This is a genomic window from Streptomyces sp. NPDC051582 (genome assembly GCF_040681715.1).
Lineage (GTDB): Bacteria > Actinomycetota > Actinomycetes > Streptomycetales > Streptomycetaceae > Streptomyces.
The window spans coordinates 84,843-105,362 of record NZ_JBFAZJ010000012.1 but is presented as its reverse complement, the minus strand read 5'-3'; the positions used below and the strand labels follow the sequence as shown (position 1 = coordinate 105,362).

Here is a 20,520-nt window from a genome sequence, read left to right as displayed (position 1 = left end):
CCCCGGCGGCCGCCGCGTTTCCCCGGCCCGGTGCTCCCTGCCGTGCCGTCGTCGCTGTCGCGGAGCGTATCCGGGGAACTACCCGCCGGTGCGCGGATCGTAGGACTAGCATCACCCGACGTGAGCCATCCGGGGGACCCAGAGCACACGGTACGACGGGCCGCAGAGGCGGCGATGGACGCAATGGCGGCGCGGCTGCGGCGTGTTGTACGACTGCGGGACGTGGCACCGGTATGGGAGGCCGAGGCCTCGCGCGAAGCGCGGCGGCTCGCGGAGCTGCTGCCCGGTGAGGACGACCTCGCCGTCCACCATCTGCTCGGCTGGTTCCACTGGTTCCGCCACCAGGCGATCCTCGTACGGACCGACCTGGACCTGGGGCGGGAGCACTATCAGGAGCAGGGCCGGCCGGATCTGCGGATCGCCGTTCACTCGCTCACCGCGAGCTTCCTCGCGGGCGAGGAGGACCTGCCGGAGCCGCTCCTGCCCCTCCTCGCGGAGAACGCGGCCGGGTACGCCGCCCGGCTGCTCCCGGAGTTGAAGGAGTCGAACGACCCGGCGCGGATCTCCGGTGCGGCGGAGCTGTGGCAGCGCATCGTGGACACCGTGCCCGTCGGGCATCCGCAGCGCCCCGTCCACCTGACCGCCCTCGGCACCGTACTGCGGATCAAATGGCGGCGGGGCGGGCCGCCGGCCGACCTCGACGGCGCGATCGACCGCTTCCGGGAGGCCCTGTCGGCGGTCTCCGAGGAGCCCGGAGGGGCCATGTACCTCTACAACCTCGGCGAAGCGCTCAACACCAGGTTCGACCGGACCGGAGCGGTCGAGGACCTGGAGGGCGCCGTATCCCTGCTCGAAGAGGCGGCGCGGGCGACCCCCGAGGAGGGCATCTACCGCGCGCTGGTCCTGACCGGCCTCGCGGGAGCGCTGCGCGCCCGGTACGAGCGGGCCGCAGCGCCGCGGGATCTGGACGGCGCGATCGCCCGCCACCGGGAAGCGGTGTCGATGTTCCCCGCGGACCACCCCGGCCGCATCGAGAGCCTCTCCCGCCTCGGGAACGCGCTGCGAATCCGCTTCGAACGGACGGGCCGCGCAGAGGACTTGAACGAGGCCGTACGGGCGGGCCGGCAAGCCGTGGGGGCCACCCCCGCAGACCATCCGGGCCGCGCCGACTTCCTGTCGGACCTCGGCATCGCGCTGCGGGCGCGCTTCCTCCGGGGCGGCCTGGTCGCGGACGTGGACGAAGCGATCGCCGCCGCCCGGGGGGCGGCGGAAGCGGTCCCCGGCGACCACCCGGGACGCGCCGTCCACCTGAACGACCTCGGCGACGCACTGTTCGCACGCTTCGACCACGCCGGCGACACGGCGGACCGGGAGGCGGCGGTGACGGCCTGGTCGGAGGCGGCGGCGACGGCGGCGACGGCGACGGCTTCGGGTTCGGGTTCGGGTTCGGGTTCGGGTTCGGGTTCAACGGTGTCCCTCCGGATCCGCGCGGGGCTGTCCGCCGCCCGACTGCTGGCGGAGTCGGGAGAAGCGGAGCGCGCGGCGCGGGCGGCGGACGCGGCCGTGCGCCTGATGCCGCAGTTGAGCGTCCACCGACGCCAGGGCCGGGCCGGCCAGGACGGCGCCGGCGAACTGGCGGGCCTGGCCGGCACCGCCGCCGCGCTCGCGCTCGCGGCTCCGGGCGGGACGTCGCGCGGGCGGGCGGAGCGTGCCCTCGGTCTGCTGGAGGTGGGGCGCGCCGCCCTGTTCGCCGGGATCCGCGACCCGGACGGCCCCGCCCCCTTCGACTCCTTCGCCCTCCCGCCCACCGTCGACGAGCTGAGGGCCGAGGCCCGCCACGGTCCGATCGCGGTGTTCAACGTCAGCAGCCACCGCAGCGACGCTCTGCTGCTCACGGCGGAGGGTCTCACCAGCCTCCCGCTGCCCGGTCTCGGCCACGCCGCCGTCGTCGACCGGATCAACACCTTCCGCCAGGCACGGCACTCGGCGTCGTCAGCGGCGGACCCCGTCGAACGCGAGCGGGCGCAGTCCGTACTCGTCGAGGTGCTGGAGTGGCTCTGGGACGCGGCCGCCGGACCCGTGCTGGACGTCCTGGGGCACAAGGATGCGCCCCCGACCGAAGCGGACGGCGAGCTGCCGCGCGTGTGGTGGGCGCCGGGCGGGCTGCTGGGGCTCCTGCCGCTGCACGCCGCGGGCCATCACGGCGACGCACCCGACGACCCGTACCGGCGCACGGTGATGGACCGGGTCGTCTCCTCGTACACCCCGACGATACGAGCGCTGCGCCACGCCCGCGAACGCGGTCGGCGCCGCGGCGCCGGAATCGCTTCTGAGCGGGCGCTGATCGTCGCCATGCCGACCACGCCCGGACTGCCCGGAGAAGGCCGGCTGCGATTCGTGGAGGCCGAGGCCGCGGTGCTGGAGGCCCGCTTCCCCGACCGCGTCCTCCTCGGCGGGCGGGACCGGGCGGAGCAGGGCGCCACCCCCACGAAGGCAGGCGTACTGGCGCACCTGCCGCACTGCGCCATCGCGCACTTCGCCTGTCACGGTACGAGCGACCCCGCCGACCCCTCGCGGAGCCGGCTGCTGCTCCACGACCATGCGGACGACCCGCTCACCGTGAAGAGCCTGGCCCCCGTCGCCCTCGGCCAGGCGAGGCTCGCCTATCTGTCCGCCTGCCGTCCGGCGGCCATCGACACCGTCGGCCTGCTCGACGGGGCCGTCCACCTCGCGTCCGCCTTCCAGCTCGCCGGCTTCCCCCACGTCATCGGCACGCTGTGGGAGACGGACGACCGGAGCGCGGTGCGGATCGCCCGCGCGTTCTACGACGGCCTCAGGACGGACGTGGGGTCCCTCGACCCCGACCGGGCCGCCCGCGCACTGCACGCCGCCGTACGCGGGGTCCGGGACGGGCACGACCTGCCGCCCGGCCACGACCGCAGGCGGGCACCGCTCTTGTGGGCGGCCCATCTCCACACGGGGGCGTGAGCCGCCGCCCGTGCCGAAGGCGCGCGTCGGTGGGACGCTGGGAGGGGCGAACCGTGGAGGACCACCCATGAAACGCTCAACGCGATGCGTCGCGATCAAGGCCTCGTCCGCACTCCTGCTGGCGGGCTTCCTGTCCGCAACGCTCGTGGCCGGCTCCGGGGCCGCTGCCACCGGAGAGGGCCCACGCCGGGCGCCCGCGGCGCCGTGCACGAGCAAACAGATCGTGGCGAACGGCGCACGGTCGACCGGGTCCGCGCAGGTGCGGGTCACCGTGACGAACAAAGGGACGAAGCCGTGCGTGCTGAACGGCTTCCCGACCGTGGCGCTGGCGGGCCAGGGCTCGCCCGACAAGAACAAGCCGCTCCAGGTGATCCGGGTCGGCACCTCGGCTCCGGTGCAGCTGGCGGCCGGAGGCCGGGCCTCGGCGCAGCTCACGTTCACCCCGGTGCTCGGTGAGGCGGACGGTTACTGCGCCTCCGGCGCCGAACCCGTCGTCGCCCCGACGATGGTGGTGGGTGTGGCGGGCGGTCGGTACCAGCTGGCGCCGGGCGACGGCGGGGAGTTCGCGCTCTGCGGGGGCACCGTTCGCGCGACCGCATTCCACGGGTAGGGCCGGGACACCGCAGGTCAATGCGGGAGATGTAAGTACCTTGTTATAGCGTGCGCACGTCAAGCAATGAACAGTGCACACGCTCACGGGGGATCTTCCGCATGACCTACCCGCCGCAGCAGGGCCCCGGCCCGTACGGCCAGCCCGTCCCGCCCGCCCAGCAGCCGCAGGGCTACCCGCCCCAGCAGGGATACGGCCAGCCCCAGCAGCCGGGCCAGCCGCCGTACGGGGCCCCGCCGCAGCAGTACCCCTACCCGCAGCAGCAGTTCGCCGCCCCGCCCGCGCCGCCCAAGCGCATGGGCGTCATGAAGATCCTGAAGATCATCGTCGCCGTGATCGTCGTCATCGCGGCCGCGGTGGGCTACTACGCCAGCCGCGACGACGCCGACAAGGCGAAGGTCGGGGACTGCCTGACGAACAAGGGCACCATGGTGAGCCCCGATCTCCAGGTCGTGAAGTGCGGCGGTGCGGGCGCCGAGTACAAGGTGGTCAAGGTGATCCCCGACACCCTCGACACGAACCAGTGCAAGGGCCAGGCGGACATCGGCTACCAGGAGCAGATGCGCGGCTCGCGCCGCAGCTCCGGCAAGCAGTTCGTCCTCTGCATCGACGAGCTCAAGAAGACCTGACCGAGGCCCCGTCCCGAGCCGCGGCCCACCCACGGGCCGCGGCTCGGGCGTTCACGACACCGGTGACGGGAGCGATCGGCACGCCGATGGACGTCCCCGGCGCCGATGCCCATCACGGCCCGCACGGCGGGGAGGACCACTGAGCCGGTCGGGGGAGCGGCAGTCACGGGGGAGGCGGCCCGTCGTTTCCCGGATATGACTGATCTGATGGTCCAGATCCCGGCCGACTGGTTGGCCCGGGTGTTCCTGTCCCTCCGCCGCGGCTCCTCGGAGGACGCCCAGGTCTCGGCGGCGGAGCTCCAGCCGTTCACCGAGAAACCCGGGCAGCGGATCCCGGTGCCGAGGGCGACCGTCCTGCGCACCGAGCTGGCGCTGAGGGGAGAGCTCGAACGCGCCCAGGAGGACGAGCGGCGGGCCCGGCTCTCCGAGGAGGCCGCCTACCTGATCAGCGCCCGCCTCGGCGGACAGGCGGGCCGCGCCGATCAGTAGACGAGCTTGTACGTCACGTCCTTGGCGACGGGCGGCGGTGCCTTGTCCGTGTACAGCAGCCGGATGCTGGTGTACCGCTGGACGTCGGGGTGGCCGGCCCAGGGCCGAGGGTGGCTCAGGGTCACCGTGACCGGGTACGCGCGGAAGCGGCCCGCCGCGCAGTACGGGGTGCAGTCGTTCACCATGTCGGTGCCGGTGGCCGTCGCGGTCCGCTGCCCCCAGCTGTTCCAGCGCAGCTTCACGAGACGGTTGTTCCCGTCGCCGCAGGCCAGCAGGTACTCCTGGGGGCGCACCTGGGCCTGCGAGAAGCAGTCGACGACCACGACCGGACTGGGATCCATGGGGGCCGTGGCCGTCTGAGCGGAAGCTGGTACGGCGGCGGGTACGGCGGCGCCGGCCGCGAGGGCCGCGGCCGCGCACAGCAGCGTGGCCGTCCGTACCCGGGTCCGGGTCGCGGGAGCGAGCCCGCCGATTCGTGAAGCGTCGACTCGTGAAGCGTCCACGCGGCCCTCCTCGCATCGGCGGTCCGGCTCTGGTCTCTGGTCCGCCTCGTGGCTACAGCCGTCCCCAGCTTCGCTCATCCGGCCGCACCCCGCACCCGCTGGGCCGCTGACCCGGCCCGGCCCGGGTCAGGAGACCGCGTACCACTGGCTGGCCCAGCCGGTGTTGATGGTGCTGGTGGACTGCTCGCCGAGGTTCACGGTGGCCGGCAGGGAGGTCTGGCCGGTCAGGAGGGTGCTGTACCGCAGGTTCGGCGGGGTCAGGCCCGCGTTCACCGAGATCCCGGCGCCCGTCGACTTGAGGGTGAGGGCATTGGTGGCCCAGGTGCCGTTGAGGAGGAGGGCGATGAAGTAGGTGCCGGGGGCGGCGGTGAAGGGCTTGGTCAGGGGGAACGGCTTGGCGATCGCGTCGGTCATCAGCTGTGGGGAGACGTCCGCGGTGGACGCGCGCAGGGTGCCGTTCGCGTCGTAGACGCCGAGGTAGTTCTGGGAGAGCTGGGCGCCCGGGTCGATGCCGGCCAGCCCGAGCCAGATGTTCGACCAGGTGATCTGCTCGCGCAGCACGATCCGTACCAGGGTGACCCGTCCGGCCACGCCGGCGGCGGACTGGGCGGTCACGTGCCCAGCGTCGTTCGGATCGCCGGTCCAGGCGAGGAGGTTCTGGTCCTGCGGCCGGGGGCCCTCGTACCCGGAGCCGCCACCCGGCGCGACGGGGGCGGGCGCCGCGGCGCTGCTGCCGCCCGTGCCCTTCGGGTTCCCGCCGGACGCCGTGCAGCCGGTCAGGACGAGCACCGCCGCGAGGGCGGCGGCGAGGGCCGCGGAGACGGTGGTGGTACGGGTGCGCATGGTCCCCCCATGAAATGCGGCGCTGCGGAAGTGCGTGTGCCAAAGGAAGTCATGGTCACACGGGGTCTTCGACAGACCGCGACCGGGGACTACTTGGCCTCGGTGGCCACCGGCGCCGGCCAGAGGTGATCGGGGGTCACGATGGAGGTGACCGCGTTTCCGATCAGGCCGGACAGGTTCTTGCCCTGGTGGTCGATGTCGCTGTTGACGAGGACCACCAGGGTGGCCCTCTCGGCGGGGAGCTGCGCGGCGACGCTCTCGTAGCCGGGCAGTTCCCCGTTGTGGCCCAGCCAGCCGTTGAAGTCGACGATGCCGAGACCGTACGAGGCGCCGGGGACGCCCTCGATCGGAAGCGTCCGCAGCCGTTCGGCCTGCGTCTTGGGGGTCAGCAGCCGGCCGTCGGCGAGCGCCGGGGCCCAGGTGCGCAGGTCGTCGAGGTCGGAGATGACCCCGCCGGCCGCCCAGGCCCAGGAGGGGTTCCAGTTCGTGGCGTCGGCGACGGTGCCCTTCGGCGTGAAGTCGGTGTACCCGTGGGCGTGCGGATCGGGCATGGCGCTGTCGGTGGGCAGGGACGTGTCGTTGAGCTTCAGCGGAGCGAACACGTGCTCCCGGAGGTAGTCGGCGAGGCTCTGCCCGCTGACCTTCTCGATCAGCATTCCGAGCAGGGTGGTGTTCGTGTTGCTGTACTCCCACTTGGTGCCCGGCTTGAAGTTCGCAGGATGGCTGAAGCCGATGTCCACCAGCCGGCGCGGGGTGTACGTGCGGTGCGGGTCGGCGCGCAGGTCCGCGAGCCACTGCTCGTCCTTCGTGTAGTCGAAGAGTCCGCTGCGCATGTCCGCCAGTTGCCGCAGGGTGATGGATTCCCCGCCGGGGACGCCGGAGACGTACCGGGATATGGGGTCGTCGAGGCCGGCCTTGCCCTCGTCGACGAGCTGGAGGACGCCGGTGATGGTGAAGGTCTTGGTGACGCTGCCGATCCGGGTGTGGAGGTCGGACTTCATCGGCGTGCCGGTCTGCTGGTCCGCGACGCCGAAGGACTTCTCGTACACGCCGCGGCCGGGCATCCACAGACCGATGTTCAGGCCGGGCATGCCGGTCTGCTTCATGATCTTCGTGATCGCCGCGTCCAGCTTCTGCACGGTGGCGGGATCGAAGTCCGCGCGTACGGGGGCGGAGGCCGAGCCGGTACCCGCGCACAGCGCGGCCAGCAGCAGCGCCACCGCGGCGGGCGCACCCGCCCGACGGACCCGGCGCCCACGCGTCCCACGGCACTCGCCCATGACCGGTCACCCCTGTCCAGTCTCGATGACACGACTCCCCGAGCCCGAGGTACTCCGTCAAGCGTAGGAGGGCCGCCCGCCCGCCGCGATTCGCCGGGCGGGCGGGTGCGGCCCGCAGGGCACGGCCCGCAGGACGGTTCAGCCGCGCTGCCAGTAGCTGCAGTCGCGCGCCGTGGGAGCCACGCTGCCGTCGCTCTGCACGGGGCACGGGACCGGCTCCGAACGGGGGGCCGGGGCGCGCTCCCAGTGCTGCTGCCCCGGCGTGGCGTTCGTCGGTTCCTCCAGGTAGAGCGTGCACGCGGCGCCGGCGAGGACGAGGGCGATCCAGCCCACCGCGGCCCAGCGCCAGACCCGGCGCGGCATCACGGCGCGATCGGGAGCCGGCGCTTGTGGTCGGTCAGGCGGTAGCGGCGGACGATCGTGTCGAAGGCGTGCTCGTCGACCGGCTTGCCCTCAAGGAAATCGTCGATGTCGTCGTACGTGACACCCAGGGCGTCCTCGTCGGCCTTGCCCGGGTCGAGGGTCTCCAGATCCGCGGTGGGGGTCTTCCAGACCAGCTCGGCGGGGGCGCCCAGGGCGTCGGCCACGGCGCGCACCCGGCGCTTGGTCAGGCCGGTGAGCGGGACCAGGTCGGCCGCGCCGTCACCGAACTTCGTGAAGAAGCCGGAGACCGCCTCGGCCGCGTGGTCGGTGCCGACGACCAGGCCGTCGTGGGCACCGGCCACCGCGTACTGGGCGATCATGCGCTGGCGGGCCTTGATGTTGCCCTGGACGAAGTCCTGGTGGTGCGCGTCCCGGAAGACGGTGCCGCCGGCGAGGGAGGCCTCCAATGCGGCGTCGCTCGCGGGCTTGACGTCCACCGTCAGCACCCGGTCCGCCTCGATGAAGCCGAGGGCCAGCTGGGCGTCCTTCTCGTCGGCCTGGACTCCGTACGGAAGCCGCATCGCGTAGAACGTCGCCTCGTGGCCCGCCTCGCGGGCCCGCTCCACGGCGAGCTGGCACAGCCGGCCGGCCGTGGTGGAGTCCACCCCGCCGCTGATGCCGAGGACCAGGGAGCGCAGGCCGGTGGAGGTCAGCCGCTCGGCCAGGAAGGCCACCCGGCGCTCGATCTCCTCGTGCGCGTCGAAGGTCTCCGGCACCTGGAGTTCCCGGGCGATCTCCTGCTGCAGAACGGTGGACGCCGGCCGGCTCACGGTTGCTCCTCGTGGTCGATGGTGATGCGCGCGTCGCGCTGTGCTGCCGACCCTAGTCCAAGCCTTCTCGCCGCCCGAAAGCGGCCGGGCTTGACGGATTCGACCGAAGTTATGACACTCGTAGTGCAAGTTGTTTTCTTGTCGTATGACCCTCAAGGGTCAGGAGGCAGTCGTGGCCGAGCGCCGGATCTACGTAGTCGCGGGGGCCGTCATGGGCGGGGTCTGGGCCTGGGGCTCGGGCACCCCGGCCTGGGAGCACGCGCTGCGCCTCCTCGCGCTCGTCGTGTGCGCCGGAGTCCTGATGTCACTGGCGCACCGCCGGCGGGCTCGCCTCGGCCGGCCGGTCGAGCGTCGCCTGCACTCCGGCCTGCTGGTCGGGAAGGTGCTGCTGGTCGCGGCGGCGCTGCTGCTCGATCAGCTGCTCGGCCTGTGGGTCGCCGAGCCGAGCCTGATCACCGCGTTCGTCCTGTTCGCGGGCATCGCGGCGGGCGGCCCCGCCCTGTACCGGCGGCTCGCCCGGGACGGGGGCGGAGCGGGGGACGGGGGCGGAGCGGCGGACGGGCGGCCCGCGCCCTCGGATCGCCGGGTGCTGTCCGGGGCGGACGCGCAGTAGCCGCGCTACGCCCGGTCGGCCTGCCCGGAGGCGTCCGTGCTGGCCAGGAGGGCGTGTACGGCCGTCGCCATCGTCCGGGTGGAGGCCTCGACGCTCAGGCCGCTGCTGCGCCAGTGGTGCCAGGCGCCCCAGGTGGTCACCGCGTCCAGGCCGTGGAGCACCTCGGTCCTGCGCCCGGCGGGCAGTCGGTCGAGCTCCTCGCCGAAGACCTCGGCCAGCCGGCCCCGGGCGAAGTCCAGGACCTGCCGGGTGACCTCCCTGATCCGGTCCCCGTTCTGTTCCAGCCGCATCAGCGCCAGCTGGGCCGGAGTGATCCACTCCAGGATCCGCGAGCGCTGTTCCGTGAGTGCGGCGACCCGTGCGGCCCGCGGACCGTCGGTCGGCAGGGGCCGGGTCTGCTCCATGAGCTGTTCCAGGCGCCGCGCGATGGCCGTCTCCACCAGCTGGGACATGTCGGCGTAGTGGTGGAAGACCAGGCGGCGGGAGACGCCGGCGCGTTCGGCGACGCGGTCGGCGGGAAAGTGCGACTCGCCTTCGTCGAGCAGGGAGAGCACCGCGTCGGCGATCTTCACCCGGGACTGCCGACTGCGCTCGGCGCGGCCGTCCGCACGTCGTTCCTCCGGCTGTCCCGCCACCGACCGCTCCACGTTGTCCCCTCCCGGCTTCGCTCGCCGCCATTGTCGCAAACGGGGACGGGGCGTCCGCGGCTTCGGCCCGCTCGCCCCGCTCGTCCCGCTCCTCTCCCGCTCCTCCCGCTCGCAGCGTCGAGCGGGAGCGTGCGTTGATTTAATTGCACTCCAAGTGCAATCATGGCGGAAACCAGCCGCGCCGGACGAGGGGGATCCCGTAGGCATGTTCGTCACCCTGGGGCGCTGGTGCGCCCGACGACCGAAGCGGGTGGTCGCCGCCTGGCTCCTGCTGCTGCTGAGCCTGGCCACGGCGGTGGGCGTGCTCGGCAGCGCCACCACCGAGACGGTCTCCATACCCGGCAGCGACAGCCAGGCCGCCCATGACGCCGCCCGGGCGTTCGCGGACTCCGCCTCAGGCCGCCAGCCCCTCGTGCTGCACACGCCCGCCGACGGCCCGCTCCTCACCTCGGAGCGCGCACGCGAGGCCGTCCAGGAGACGGCCCGCGCCCTCGCCGCCCGCGACCACGTGGTCGCCGTCACCACCCCGTACGAGCCGGCCGGCGGAGCGGCCCTCGCCCCCGACGGGCACACCGCCTACCTCACCGTGGAACTGGACCTGGCGGGCCGGGACGTCACCGCCGACGTCGTCCGCGATCTCAGGGCCGCCGCCGAACCGGCCGAAGCGGCCGGGATCGAGGTCACTCCCGGCGGCAACCTCGCCGAAGCCGCCGACAAGAAGTCCACCCGGCGCAGCGAGGTCATCGGGCTGGTGGCGGCCTTCGGCATCCTCTACCTCGGGTTCCGCGAGCCGATCGCGGCCGCCGTACCGCTGGCCATCGCCGTCGCGGGCCTCGGCATCTCGCTCGCGATCATCGGCCTCATCGGCCACTTGACGGACATGCCGTCCTCCGGGGCGACGATCGCGGCGATGATCGGCCTCGGCGTGGGCATCGACTACAGCCTCTTCTGCCTCACCCGCTTCCGTGAACTGCTCGCCGCCGGCCGGCGGATCGAGGACGCGGCCGCCCTCACGACCGGCGCCTCGGGCAAGGCGGTGGCCTTCGCCGGTACGGCGGTCATCGCGGCACTCGCCGGCCTGGCCCTCGGCGGCCTGCCGCTGCTCCGCGCGCTGGCGCTCGCGCCGGGCATCGCCGTCCTGGTCGCCATGGCCGCCACGCTCACCCTCCTCCCCGCGCTGCTCGCCCTGCTGGGCCGACGCCTGGCCCCCGCCCCGCCCGCCCCGCCCGCGCCGGATGCGTCGGAGCCGCCGCCGGCGCCGCCCGCCCGCGGCTGGGCGCGCATCGCCCGGCACGTCGCCGACCGCCCGTGGCGCTACCTGCTGGTGGGCCTGGCCTTCTTCGTCCTGCCGGCCCTCGCCGCGGCCCAGCTCTCCTTCGGGCAGCTCGACGGCGGTGACAAGTCCCCGGGCACGGCCGGGCGCACGGCCTACGACCGGCTCGCGTCCGCGTTCGGACCGGGCGTCAACGGACCGCTCCAGGTGACCGACACGCTGGCGGAGCCCGCGTCCGGGCCGGCGGATCCGGCCGTCACGGCCGTGGGCAGGGCGCTGGAGGACACCAGTGGCGTCGCCGCGGTCGGGCCCGCCCAACTGAGCCGCGACGGCGGGACCGTACGCTGGCAAGTCACTCCCACCACGGCGCCCGGAGATCCGGGCACCGCCGCCCTGGTGGACCGGCTGCGCGCCGAAACCCTCCCGGCGGCCACGAGGCACACCGGCCAGGAGGCCCACGTGGGCGGCGTCCCCGCGATCCAGCTGGACCTCAACGACCGGCTCGCGCAGCGCCTGCCCGCCGTCATCGGGGCCGTCCTCGCCATCGCCGGGCTGCTCCTGCTGCTGGCCTTCCGCTCCCCGCTGGTCGCCGTGAAGGCGGCCGTGCTCAACCTCCTCTCGGTGGCCGCCGCGTACGGTGTGCTCACCGCGCTCTTCCAGTGGGGCTGGGGAGCGGCGCCGCTCGGCCTCGGCGGCCCGGTACCGATCCCCGGGTACGTTCCGCTGCTCATGTTCGCGGTCCTGTTCGGGCTCTCCATGGACTACGAGGTCTTCCTGCTGAGCGCCGTCCGCGAGGCATGGCTGGCGAGCGGAGACAACCGGGACGCGGTGATCACCGGCCTGGCGAGGACCGGCAGGATCATCACCTCCGCCGCGCTGATCATGGTGTGCGTCTTCCTCGGCTACCTCCTGTGGGACGACCCCGTCGTGAAGATGTTCGGGATCGGCCTCGCCTGCGCGGTCGCGCTCGACGCCACGGTCGTCCGCGGGCTCCTGGTCCCCACCACGATGGTCCTGCTCGGCAGGGCCAACTGGTGGCTTCCGCGGTGGCTCGACCGGCTGCTGCCGCAGATGCACATCGAAGGCGGCGAGGAGGACCTCGTCCGTACCTCCCCCCTCCCCGAACCCGTGAGGAACGCATGAACCACCGCACTGCCCAGGCCGATGCCCGGGCGAAGACCGTCGTACGGGGGAGTGCCCGGCGCGGCACCGCCGCGCGCGGCCCGCGCGGCCCGCGCCGCACCCGGCGGTGGGCGCTGGCGGGAGCGTGCGCCCTGCTCGCCGGGCTCGTGCTCGCCGACCGCGTGGCGGCGGGAGTCACCGAGGGCCGGATGGCCGACCGGATCGCCGCGCGGCAGAGCGCCCTGGTGGCGGCGCCGGACGTCTCCGTCGACGGCTTCCCGTTCCTGTGGAACGCGGCGGCGGGAAGCTACCCGGAGGTGGAGGTCGACGGCCGGGCGAGGACGGAGGACGGGCTCCCCGTCACCGCCTCCCTCGACCTGCACGACGTGTCCAGGAGGGCGGGCGGGTACTCGGCGGCGAAGGCGCGGGCGGAGTTCAGCGTTCCGCTCGATGCGCTCGAAGCGAAGCGCGGTGCCGGTGTCCGGCTGACCGGGCGCGACGGGCGGCTGGAGATCACCCGCTCCTTCATGGGAGTACCGCTGGTCGTGACCGCCGCGCTCAAGCTGTCCGGTGACACCGTCACGCTGGAACCGGCGGCGGCGTCCTTGGCCGGGCGCCCCCTCGACCCGGCCAATCCGCAGATAGCGGCCGCGCTCAAGGCGGCGGAGCGCAAAATACCGGAGCTGCCGCTCGGGCTCGTCCCCTCCGGTGTCTCGGTCGACGGCAGCGCCGTCACGGTGCACGGTGAGGCGAAGGACGTCAGTCTCGCGGGCGGGGCCTGAGCGAGGGGCCGGGGGTTGTGCCGGGGTGGCGGCCGGTCAGCGGCTCTTCTTCTGGGCTTCGACGATGTCCCGCACCGCGTCGTCCACCCCGGCGCGGCTCTGCACCCACTCCGAGAAGGCGGGGAACTGCCCGGCTATCGCGATCAGCACCTTCAACTCGGCGGGCGCGATGTTCACTTCGCACAGATTGCGCTCGATGGCCCGGATCACGCCCCGCGCCACCTGATCCGGTGAGGACGTCCGGGCGCCGCCGGGGGTCTTGGCGCCGGTCGCGGCGTGCATGCCCGCGTCGCGGACGTACCCGGGCTGGATGATGGACACGCCCACGCCCGTGCCGCGCAGGTCCTGACGGAACGACAGCGCGAAGCCGCGCAGCCCGAACTTCGTCGCGTCGTACAGCGAGGACGACTTGGTGGCCGCCTTCCCGGAGATCGAGCCGATCAGCGCGACGTGGCCCCGCCCCGCGCCGACCATGCGGGGCGCGAGTAGGCGGGCCAGCATGACCGGCGCCCGCAGGTTCACGGCGAGGGCCCGGTCGATCTGCCGGGGGGTGTAGTCGAGCAGGTCGCCGCTCGACGGAAGGGCCGCGTTGGCGATGAGGACGTCGGTCTCCGGGCACTGCGCGGCCAGCCGTTCGACATCGGCGGGGTCGGCGAGATCGGCGAGAACGGCCCGGGCACCGAGCTCGTCGGCCACCTCCTTGAGCGCGTCCTCGCGGCGCCCGGTCACCACGAGCTTCGCGCCCCGCGCGGCGAGCGTGCGGGCCAGCGTGAGGCCTATGCCGCCCGTGACCCCCGTGAGGAGAACGGTCGATCCGGTGATGCGCATCCCAAACCCTCCCTGTTGTTCGTCCGAACGAACAGTGGCAGTCCGGTGGGAGGAAGGGCCAGGGGATTCACCGAATCGGCTTGTGGTCGCCGGGGTTTGACCGCGAGCCCATCACCCGGCCGACGGTGTGGTGTCGGCGCGCAGGCCCCCGAGCAGGGTGGCCAGGTAGCGGTGGGCGGTGTCGATCCGGTCGTCGGGAGCGCAGCCGTGGACGTCCACGGCGTGGGCGATGGCGCACGTGAGCGGGACCAGATCGCCGAAGGCCAGATCGGTGCGGACGGATCCGGCCTCGCGAGCCCGGTCGAGCAGTACCCGGCCGGCCGACCACAGCGCCGCCTTGAGTTCCGTGGTGCGCGGCAGGGCGTCTTCGGACGCTGCGGCGACCGGGGCCAGCGAGGCGTCGGTGACCTGCGCTTCGACGGTGCGGGTGAGGAAGTCCTCCAGTGCGCGCCGGGGATCGGGGTCGGCCAGCGCCCGCTCGCCGTGGGCGGCCAGGTCTTCCAGGCAGGGGGCGGCGACGGTCTCCAGCAGTGCCCCGGGCGTGGCGAAGTGACGGTAGACGGTGCCGACGCCGAGTCCGGCGCGGCGGGCGACGTCGTTGAGCTGCAGGGCCGTTCGCCGGTCGACCAGGTCCCGGGCCACCGCGACGATCCGCTCCCGGTTGCGGGCCGCGTCCCTGCGCAGCGGCGTCGGCGTCATGGGGGCATGATAACTGGATGGCCCATCCACATGGTCCGGCTAGTGTTCGCCTGTGAGCCTTCATGTCGTCATGGGATTCGGGCCCGCTGGGGCCGCCACCGCTCGACTTCTGGCCGGGCGAGGGCATTCGGTACGGGTCGTGACCCGGTCGGGCCGGCCGGCGGAGCCCGGCATCGAGCACGTCGCCCTGGACGCGACGGACGGCCGGCCGGTGGCCGGGTTGGCGCGGGGCGCGGCCGCGATCTACCAGTGCGCCGCCCCGCCTTACCACCGCTGGGCGAACGAATGGCCGTCGCTGATCTCGTCCGTCTGCGCCGCCGCCGAGGAGACCGGGGCCGTACTGGTCATGCTGGGCAACCTCTACGGCTACGGGCCCGTCGACGGGCCGCTGACCGAGGGGCTGCCCCCGGCGGCCACCGGGACCAAGGGCCGGGTGCGTGCCGCGGGTTGGGAGGTGGCGCGCAAGCTGCACGAGGAGGGCCGCGTCAATGCGGTCGAGGTGCGGGCCTGCGACTTCTTCGGGCCCGGCGTGACCGACGGCGGGCATCTGGCCGGGCGGGTCATGCCGCGTCTGCTGCGCGGCAAGCCGGTCTCCACCCTCGGGGACCCCGAAGCGCCGCACAGCTGGAGCTACGTCCCGGACGTGGCCCGGGCCCTGGTCGAGGTCGCGGACGACAAGCGGGCCTGGGGGCGCGCATGGCACGTCCCGACCGAACCCGCCCTGTCCGTAAGGGAGATGGTGGACCGGCTCGCCACCCGGGCGGGGACCGGGCCGGTCGCGGTGCGCCGGCTGCCGCCCGCCGTCCTCGGCGCGGCCGCGCTCTTCTCGCCCCTGATCCGCGAGCTGAAGGAGATCCGCTACCAGTTCGACCGCCCGTTCATCGTCGATTCGACCGCCTACGAAGCCGAGTTCGCCGTACGGGCCACTCCCGTCGCCCGGCAGGTCGAGGAGACGGTGGACTGGTGGCGCGGGCGTGCGGCCACCGCCCGGTGACGCCGGCGCCGGGGTGCGGCGCGGCGGCATCGCGACTACTCGGGGCCCGAGGGGTTTGAGGGGTCCGAGGGGGGCGCGGATTGCGGGGACTCTGCGGGGTCCGTGACGGGGGGAAGCCCCTGCATCTGCCGGTACTGGTCCATGATGGCCGTGATGGCCAGGAGGTGTTCCTTCTTCATGCCGGCCGCGCGCATCGCCACGGAGCGCACCCCCGCCTGGCGCAGGACCTCGATGGCGGCGACCTCGTCGAGCACCGACTCGGCCACCTCGTCGTCGAAGAAGTAGGCGACCGACACCCCGAAGAAGCGGGCGAGGGCGGCCAGCAGGTCCGGTGAGGGGTTGGAGCGCTTGCCCGTCCGCAGCTGCGACAAGTACACGCCGCCGGCCTTGACGTCGGGGTTGACCCGCTTCAGTTCCTCGGCCACCTCGGCGTTGGTCCAGCGCCTGCCCCTGGGGCGGACCGTCTTGAAGAGGTCGTCGAGACGCACTGCCAGTACGGGCCGGTCGTCAGTAGCGGACACTGCGCATCTCCCTCCCCCTCACCCCCTAGGAATTGCTCACAGCTATTTTCCATTTTTGCAGATTAGCGGTCAGTTGACAATCTGGCTTGAGTCCGCCACCGTGGACCCGTCGATAGCTGGCAGCTAACTTTGCTTCACGGGGGTAGCCGAGTCAGTCGCCAGTCGTATCGAGCCGGTCCGGGCCGGCCCTCGGGGGATGGGGGCCGGCCCCGACTGCTGCCCGTGGGCCGGGCGCTGGACGCCCACGGCCGCCGCGAAGGTCTCAGCGGCCCGGAGATTCGCCCAGGGGGACGCTCAGTCCGATGCTCTCCGCCGCCACGGCGACCGCGAAGTCGAAGTACGCGGACTCGTCCCGGACGCTGTCGTGGGTGCGGCTGAAGACCTGGAACACCAGGAGCCCGACCAGACTGCTCCACAGCACCATGCCGCGCTCGACGAGGTCCGAGAACGGGGCATCCGGCGTGCCGCCGAAGAGCTGTACGGCCTCCGGCAGGAGGAGCGGCGGACCGGGCACCGTACGCCGCGGCGGGCTGAGTTCGCCGGCCGCCAGGGCGGAGCGCACGATGCCGGCCAGCACCGCGGGGGTGCGCGTGGCGGCCGGGACGGTGTCCTGCGGGGCGTGGTAGCCGGGGACGGGAGAGCCGTAGATCAGCGTGAACTGCGCGGAGTTGTCGAACGACCACGTCCGCAGGGCGCGCGTCACCGCGAGGAGCCGTGCCCCGGCCGAGGCACCTGCGGCGGCGGCGCCCCGGTCGGCCTCCTCCATCGCGGCGCCGGACTCGTCGTACGCGTCGATCACGAGCGCGGTCAACAGGTCGTCCCGGTGCGGGAAGACGCCCTCCACGTCGCGGACGGCGAGGCCGCTGCCCTCGGCGACGGCCTCCGGGGACAGCCCCGCGGCGCCCAGTTCCACGAGCAGTTGGCGCGCGGTGGTCTTGAGGGCGGCGTGCCGCGCGGTGTTCTCTTCGTCGGCAGGGGTGGGAGCATCCATGGGCCGAACCGTACCCGCCCGCCGACCGGGGCCCCCGGCCGGTTCCGGACGGCGGGCTCGAACGGGCGGCGCGCTCAATCGGTCCGGCGGTTGCCGAGAGCCTCCACCGCCGCGACCATCCGGTCCCAGAACGGACCGCACTCCAGGGTGAGCGCCACCTGCGCGTTCACCGGTCGGCCGGTATAGCCGTGCAGATCCACGACGGTGGCGCCGCGCGTGTACCGGCCCTGCAGCTCGACGACCACGTTGGCGTCCACGCAGTGGACGATGGCCGGGTCGAGCACCCGGGCGACCGCGACCGGATCGTGCAGCGGCGGGTCCCGGAACCCCCACAGCGTGCGGTAGGTGGACCCGAAGAAGGTCAGCAGCTCGGCGCAGATCTGCCCCAGTTCGGTGCCCAGCCGCTCGAAGCGGGCGACGATCGCGGGTGTGGCGAGGGCTTGGTGCGTGACGTTCAGGCCGCACATGGTGAGCGGCACACCGCTGCGGAAGACGATGTCCGCGGCTTCGGGGTCCGCCTGGATGTTGAACTCGGCGGCCGGGGTCCGGTTGCCCCGCTCCGTCGAACCGCCCATGAGGACGATCTCCCGGATGCGGCGGGCGGCGTCGGGATGGCGGGTCAGCAGCAGGGCGATGTTGGTCAGCGGGGCCGTCGGGACGAGCGTGACCGGCTCCGGATGCCGGGTCAGGATCCGGTGCATGAGGTCCACGGCGTGTTCGGCGACCACGTCCACGGTGGGTTCGGGGAAGCGCGGCCCGTCCAGGCCGGACGCGCCGTGCACGTCGTCCGCCACGCTCAGCGCCTGGACGAGCGGCCGGGCGCAGCCGGCTGCGATGGGCACACCGGTGATGCCCGCGACCGTGCAGACCCGGCGCGCGTTCAGGGTGGTTTTCGCGAGCGTCTGATTGCCCGCGACCGTGGTGATGGCCAGCAGGTCGACCGCGGGGTCACCCGCCGCGAGCATGATCGCGAGGGCGTCGTCGTGTCCGGGGTCGCAGTCGATGATGATCGGTACGGGCACACGCACTCCTGCCGGACGGCGCTGACCCGGCCCATTCTGCCGCTCGGTCACCTCGGCGGCCAGACGGGCCGCATGCGCGGCGCGGCGCCGGTGGTGCATGATCGGGGGATGTCTGAACGCATCATTGCCGCCTGCGACGGCGCGGCCAAGGGCAACCCCGGACCGGCCGGTTGGGCGTGGGTCGTCGCCGACGCACAGGGCCGGCCGGAGCGCTGGGAGGCGGGCCCCCTGGGCCGGGCCACCAACAACGTGGGTGAGCTCACCGCCCTCCAGCGGCTGCTGGAGACCCTGGATCCGGGAACGGCCGTCGAGGTCCGCATGGACTCCCAGTACGCCATGAAGGCGGTGACCCAGTGGCTTCCGGCGTGGAAGCGCAACGGATGGAAGACCGCGGCCGGCAAGCCCGTGGCCAATCGCGAGCTCGTCGAGCGGATCGACGCGCTGCTGGCCGAGCGGGACGTGGAATTCCGCTACGTTCCGGCCCACCGCGAGGACGGCGACCACTTGAACGCGATCGCCGACCAGGCCGCCAGTGACGCCGCCGTCACCCAGCAGGCGGCCGGTACGGCACTCGGCGGCGCGGCGATGCCCGTGCCCGCTCCCGCCCGCGGTTCCGCCTCGCGCGCGAAGCCCGCGGCCGGATCGGCAGCTGCAGCCGCAGCCGCAGCCGCGGGCACAGCCACAGCCAAGAGGCCCGCCCGCGGCCGGGCCGCGATCAAGGCGAAGTTCCCCGGCAGCTGCCCGTGCGGGACCTCGTACGCCGCCGGTGACATGATCGCCAAGCTCGGCAACCGCTGGGGGCACCCGGGCTGCGGCAGTGCCGCGCAAGCGTAAAGGATTACCCAAAACGCGCCGCCGCGTGTGCTAGGCAGTCGGTCGCCGTGTGCCTGTACTGCAGGAATGCAAACTTGAAACGCCGAGCGCCTCAGCCGGTTGGCGCACCGATCGGGGGTGGCCTTATCGCTCATCGATGGAAATATCGCCCATACCGGCGTCCGTGACGGAAGTCATCGTCATTGCCTGCCGCGTGCGGGTTTGCACATAGTTGCCGGTGTGAAACGCACACGGCATGACTTTCCCGCGCGCCCTTCCGGCCTCTCGACCGCCGCCGCCCGCGGCGCGGGGCGCCGCAGATGAAGACCGCGCCCGAGCGGCTGCGCGCCGGACTGGCAGCCGGGGCGGCCGCCGTCACCCTGCTGTGGGCCGTACAGGTGCATCCGTCCGCTCGCCCCGACGAGCTCATCGGGGCGAGCGCACACCTCACCGGCCTCCTCGCGGGCTACGGGATCCTCGCGATGCTCTTCCTGATGGCGCGCGTGCCCGCGGTCGAGCACGGAGTGGGCGCCGACCGCCTCGCCCGCTGGCACGCCTTCGGCGGCCGGTGGGTCCTGGTCCTGTGCGGGGCCCACGCACTGTTCGCCCTCGTCGTGTACGCCCTGCGCACCGGGACCGATCTGCTCGGCGCCACGGGCGCGCTCTTCCGGTACCCGGCGGTCGCCGCCGCGTTCGCCGGAGCGGCCCTTCTGGCGGGCGCGGGCCTGTGCTCCGCCCGGGCCGTCCGCCGCCGCGTCTCGCAGGAGACGTGGCGCGGCATCCACCTCTTCACCTACCTCGCCGCCGCGCTCGGCTTCGTCCACCAGCTCGCCGGCCCCGACGTCGCCGTCACCGCCTTCACCGCCTGGTTCTGGGCCCTGCTGCACACCGTCGTCGGCGTACTGCTCGTCTGGTACCGCGGGATCGTCCCGGCCCGCCAGGCCCTGCGGCACGGTCTGCGCGTCGCCACGGTCGAACGCGAAGGCCCCGGCGTCGTCTCCGTCACGATCCGGGGCGGCCGGCTGCGCGAACTCCGTGCCGAGCCGGGGCAGTTCTTCCGCTGGCGATTCCTGACCCGAGGCCTGTGGCACACCGCCCTGCCCTTCTCGCTCTCGGCGCCCGCCCGTGACGACCGCCTGCGCATCACCGTGAAGGCGCTCGGCAGGCACTCGCGGCGCGTGCGCGGGCTCCGGCCCGGCACCCGGGTCCTCGCGACCGGCCCGTTCGGTGCGCTCACCGAACGGCGGCGCACCCGTCCCAAGGTGTTGCTGATCGCCGGCGGCATCGGGATCACGCCGATGCGCGCGCTCTTCGAGTCCCTGCCCGCGGGCCCCGGCGACCTGACCCTGCTCTACCGGGCGGGTGACGCGGGCCAGCTGGTCCTGCGCGATGAGCTGGAGGCCATCGCGGCGGAGCGCCAGGCCGCCCTGCACTACCTGGTCGGGCGCTCCGACGCCGCGTACGACCCGCTCGCGCCCCAGGCCCTGCGTGCGCTCGTCCCCGATCTGTCCGACCGTGACGTGTACCTCTGCGGACCGCCCGGCATGGCCGACGCCACCACGGCGGCACTGCTCAGGGCGGGCGTCCCCGCCGAGAGCATCCACACGGAGTGCTTCACCTACTGAGCCGACCGCATCCGCGTAACCCACCGGACCCCCCGGACCCACCGGACCCCCCCGG

The 20,520-nt window shown here is 73.4% G+C and carries 21 protein-coding genes; 10 read left to right on the top strand and 11 right to left on the bottom strand.

The features are described 5' to 3' along the window. The first annotated feature begins 222 nt into the window (after nucleotides 1–222). The 4 genes from AB0M92_RS17640 (at nucleotide 223) to AB0M92_RS17625 (ending at nucleotide 4,716) form a co-directional block, all read left to right on the top strand. Nucleotides 223–2,988, top strand: coding sequence for a CHAT domain-containing protein (locus AB0M92_RS17640; RefSeq protein WP_366103080.1), 2,766 nt, complete (start codon nucleotides 223–225; stop codon nucleotides 2,986–2,988). A 67-nt stretch (nucleotides 2,989–3,055) separates the two neighbouring features. Next, a complete protein-coding gene (locus tag AB0M92_RS17635) occupies nucleotides 3,056–3,598 on the top strand; it encodes a DUF4232 domain-containing protein (protein WP_366103079.1) in 543 nt (180 codons plus the stop codon). Between the two features lie 101 nt (nucleotides 3,599–3,699). After that, nucleotides 3,700–4,227, top strand: coding sequence for a hypothetical protein (locus AB0M92_RS17630; RefSeq protein ID WP_366103078.1), 528 nt, complete (start codon nucleotides 3,700–3,702; stop codon nucleotides 4,225–4,227). 195 nt (nucleotides 4,228–4,422) lie between these two features. Then, nucleotides 4,423–4,716, top strand: a complete 294-nt coding sequence (locus AB0M92_RS17625; RefSeq protein ID WP_366103077.1) for a hypothetical protein — start codon at nucleotides 4,423–4,425, stop codon at nucleotides 4,714–4,716. Here AB0M92_RS17625 and AB0M92_RS17620 read toward each other — a convergent pair. The 5 genes from AB0M92_RS17620 to nadE form a co-directional block, all read right to left on the bottom strand. Then, nucleotides 4,710–5,219 (bottom strand): hypothetical protein, encoded by a 510-nt coding sequence (locus tag AB0M92_RS17620; protein ID WP_366103076.1) that lies wholly within the window; start codon nucleotides 5,217–5,219, stop codon nucleotides 4,710–4,712. The genes AB0M92_RS17625 and AB0M92_RS17620 overlap by 7 nt on opposite strands. Before the next feature lie 126 nt (nucleotides 5,220–5,345). After that, entirely contained in the window at nucleotides 5,346–6,062 is a 717-nt protein-coding gene (locus tag AB0M92_RS17615; RefSeq protein WP_366103075.1) for a hypothetical protein, read from the bottom strand. An 89-nt stretch (nucleotides 6,063–6,151) separates the two neighbouring features. Further along, the gene (locus AB0M92_RS17610) at nucleotides 6,152–7,342 is read right to left on the bottom strand and encodes a serine hydrolase domain-containing protein (RefSeq protein ID WP_366103074.1); all 1,191 of its coding nucleotides are present in this window, start codon (nucleotides 7,340–7,342) and stop codon (nucleotides 6,152–6,154) included. 138 nt (nucleotides 7,343–7,480) lie between these two features. Then, nucleotides 7,481–7,705, bottom strand: a complete 225-nt coding sequence (locus AB0M92_RS17605) for a hypothetical protein (protein WP_366103072.1) — start codon at nucleotides 7,703–7,705, stop codon at nucleotides 7,481–7,483. After that, nucleotides 7,705–8,535 carry an ammonia-dependent NAD(+) synthetase gene (nadE, locus tag AB0M92_RS17600; protein ID WP_366103071.1) on the bottom strand — a complete coding sequence of 277 codons (831 nt, stop codon included), beginning with the start codon at nucleotides 8,533–8,535 and terminating at the stop codon, nucleotides 7,705–7,707. Before nadE ends, AB0M92_RS17605 begins: the two co-directional genes overlap by 1 nt. A gap of 145 nt (nucleotides 8,536–8,680) precedes the next feature. Between nadE and AB0M92_RS17595 the strand changes: the two genes are divergently transcribed. Then, nucleotides 8,681–9,148 (top strand): hypothetical protein, encoded by a 468-nt coding sequence (locus AB0M92_RS17595; protein WP_366103070.1) that lies wholly within the window; start codon nucleotides 8,681–8,683, stop codon nucleotides 9,146–9,148. A gap of 5 nt (nucleotides 9,149–9,153) precedes the next feature. Here AB0M92_RS17595 and AB0M92_RS17590 read toward each other — a convergent pair whose 3' ends face one another. Further along, nucleotides 9,154–9,783: a TetR/AcrR family transcriptional regulator gene (locus AB0M92_RS17590; protein WP_366103069.1), complete on the bottom strand. Its 630-nt coding sequence runs from the start codon at nucleotides 9,781–9,783 to the stop codon at nucleotides 9,154–9,156. A gap of 217 nt (nucleotides 9,784–10,000) precedes the next feature. Between AB0M92_RS17590 and AB0M92_RS17585 the strand changes: the two genes are divergently transcribed. Next, nucleotides 10,001–12,211, top strand: coding sequence for an MMPL family transporter (locus tag AB0M92_RS17585; protein ID WP_366103067.1), 2,211 nt, complete (start codon nucleotides 10,001–10,003; stop codon nucleotides 12,209–12,211). Further along, the gene (locus AB0M92_RS17580; RefSeq protein WP_366103066.1) at nucleotides 12,208–12,972 is read left to right on the top strand and encodes a DUF2993 domain-containing protein; all 765 of its coding nucleotides are present in this window, start codon (nucleotides 12,208–12,210) and stop codon (nucleotides 12,970–12,972) included. Before AB0M92_RS17585 ends, AB0M92_RS17580 begins: the two co-directional genes overlap by 4 nt. 36 nt (nucleotides 12,973–13,008) lie before the next feature. Here the strand turns inward: AB0M92_RS17580 and AB0M92_RS17575 are convergent, their stop codons facing one another. Together AB0M92_RS17575 and AB0M92_RS17570 are read right to left on the bottom strand one after the other, a co-directional pair. Then, the gene (locus AB0M92_RS17575) at nucleotides 13,009–13,800 is read right to left on the bottom strand and encodes an SDR family NAD(P)-dependent oxidoreductase (RefSeq protein ID WP_366103065.1); all 792 of its coding nucleotides are present in this window, start codon (nucleotides 13,798–13,800) and stop codon (nucleotides 13,009–13,011) included. A 111-nt stretch (nucleotides 13,801–13,911) separates the two neighbouring features. After that, nucleotides 13,912–14,499, bottom strand: coding sequence for a TetR/AcrR family transcriptional regulator (locus AB0M92_RS17570; RefSeq protein WP_366103064.1), 588 nt, complete (start codon nucleotides 14,497–14,499; stop codon nucleotides 13,912–13,914). Nucleotides 14,500–14,551: 52 nt separating this feature from the next. On the opposite strand from AB0M92_RS17570, the gene AB0M92_RS17565 reads away from it, so the two are divergent. Continuing rightward, nucleotides 14,552–15,493 (top strand): NAD-dependent epimerase/dehydratase family protein, encoded by a 942-nt coding sequence (locus AB0M92_RS17565; protein WP_366103063.1) that lies wholly within the window; start codon nucleotides 14,552–14,554, stop codon nucleotides 15,491–15,493. Nucleotides 15,494–15,528: 35 nt separating this feature from the next. On the opposite strand, the gene AB0M92_RS17560 is transcribed toward AB0M92_RS17565, so the two are convergent. From AB0M92_RS17560 to AB0M92_RS17550, 3 genes are all read right to left on the bottom strand, one after another. Continuing rightward, entirely contained in the window at nucleotides 15,529–16,014 is a 486-nt protein-coding gene (locus AB0M92_RS17560) for a helix-turn-helix domain-containing protein (RefSeq protein WP_366103062.1), read from the bottom strand. Between the two features lie 262 nt (nucleotides 16,015–16,276). After that, on the bottom strand, nucleotides 16,277–17,005 hold the full coding sequence (locus tag AB0M92_RS17555; protein ID WP_366103061.1) for a WHG domain-containing protein: 729 nt from the start codon (nucleotides 17,003–17,005) through the stop codon (nucleotides 16,277–16,279). Nucleotides 17,006–17,079: 74 nt separating this feature from the next. Beyond that, nucleotides 17,080–18,027 carry a nucleoside hydrolase gene (locus tag AB0M92_RS17550; protein ID WP_366103060.1) on the bottom strand — a complete coding sequence of 316 codons (948 nt, stop codon included), beginning with the start codon at nucleotides 18,025–18,027 and terminating at the stop codon, nucleotides 17,080–17,082. A gap of 108 nt (nucleotides 18,028–18,135) precedes the next feature. Between AB0M92_RS17550 and AB0M92_RS17545 the strand changes: the two genes are divergently transcribed. Together AB0M92_RS17545 and AB0M92_RS17540 are read left to right on the top strand one after the other, a co-directional pair. After that, nucleotides 18,136–18,861, top strand: a complete 726-nt coding sequence (locus AB0M92_RS17545) for a ribonuclease H (protein WP_366103059.1) — start codon at nucleotides 18,136–18,138, stop codon at nucleotides 18,859–18,861. Between the two features lie 299 nt (nucleotides 18,862–19,160). Further along, the gene (locus AB0M92_RS17540; protein ID WP_366103058.1) at nucleotides 19,161–20,465 is read left to right on the top strand and encodes a ferric reductase-like transmembrane domain-containing protein; all 1,305 of its coding nucleotides are present in this window, start codon (nucleotides 19,161–19,163) and stop codon (nucleotides 20,463–20,465) included. Nucleotides 20,466–20,520: the final 55 nt, after the last annotated feature.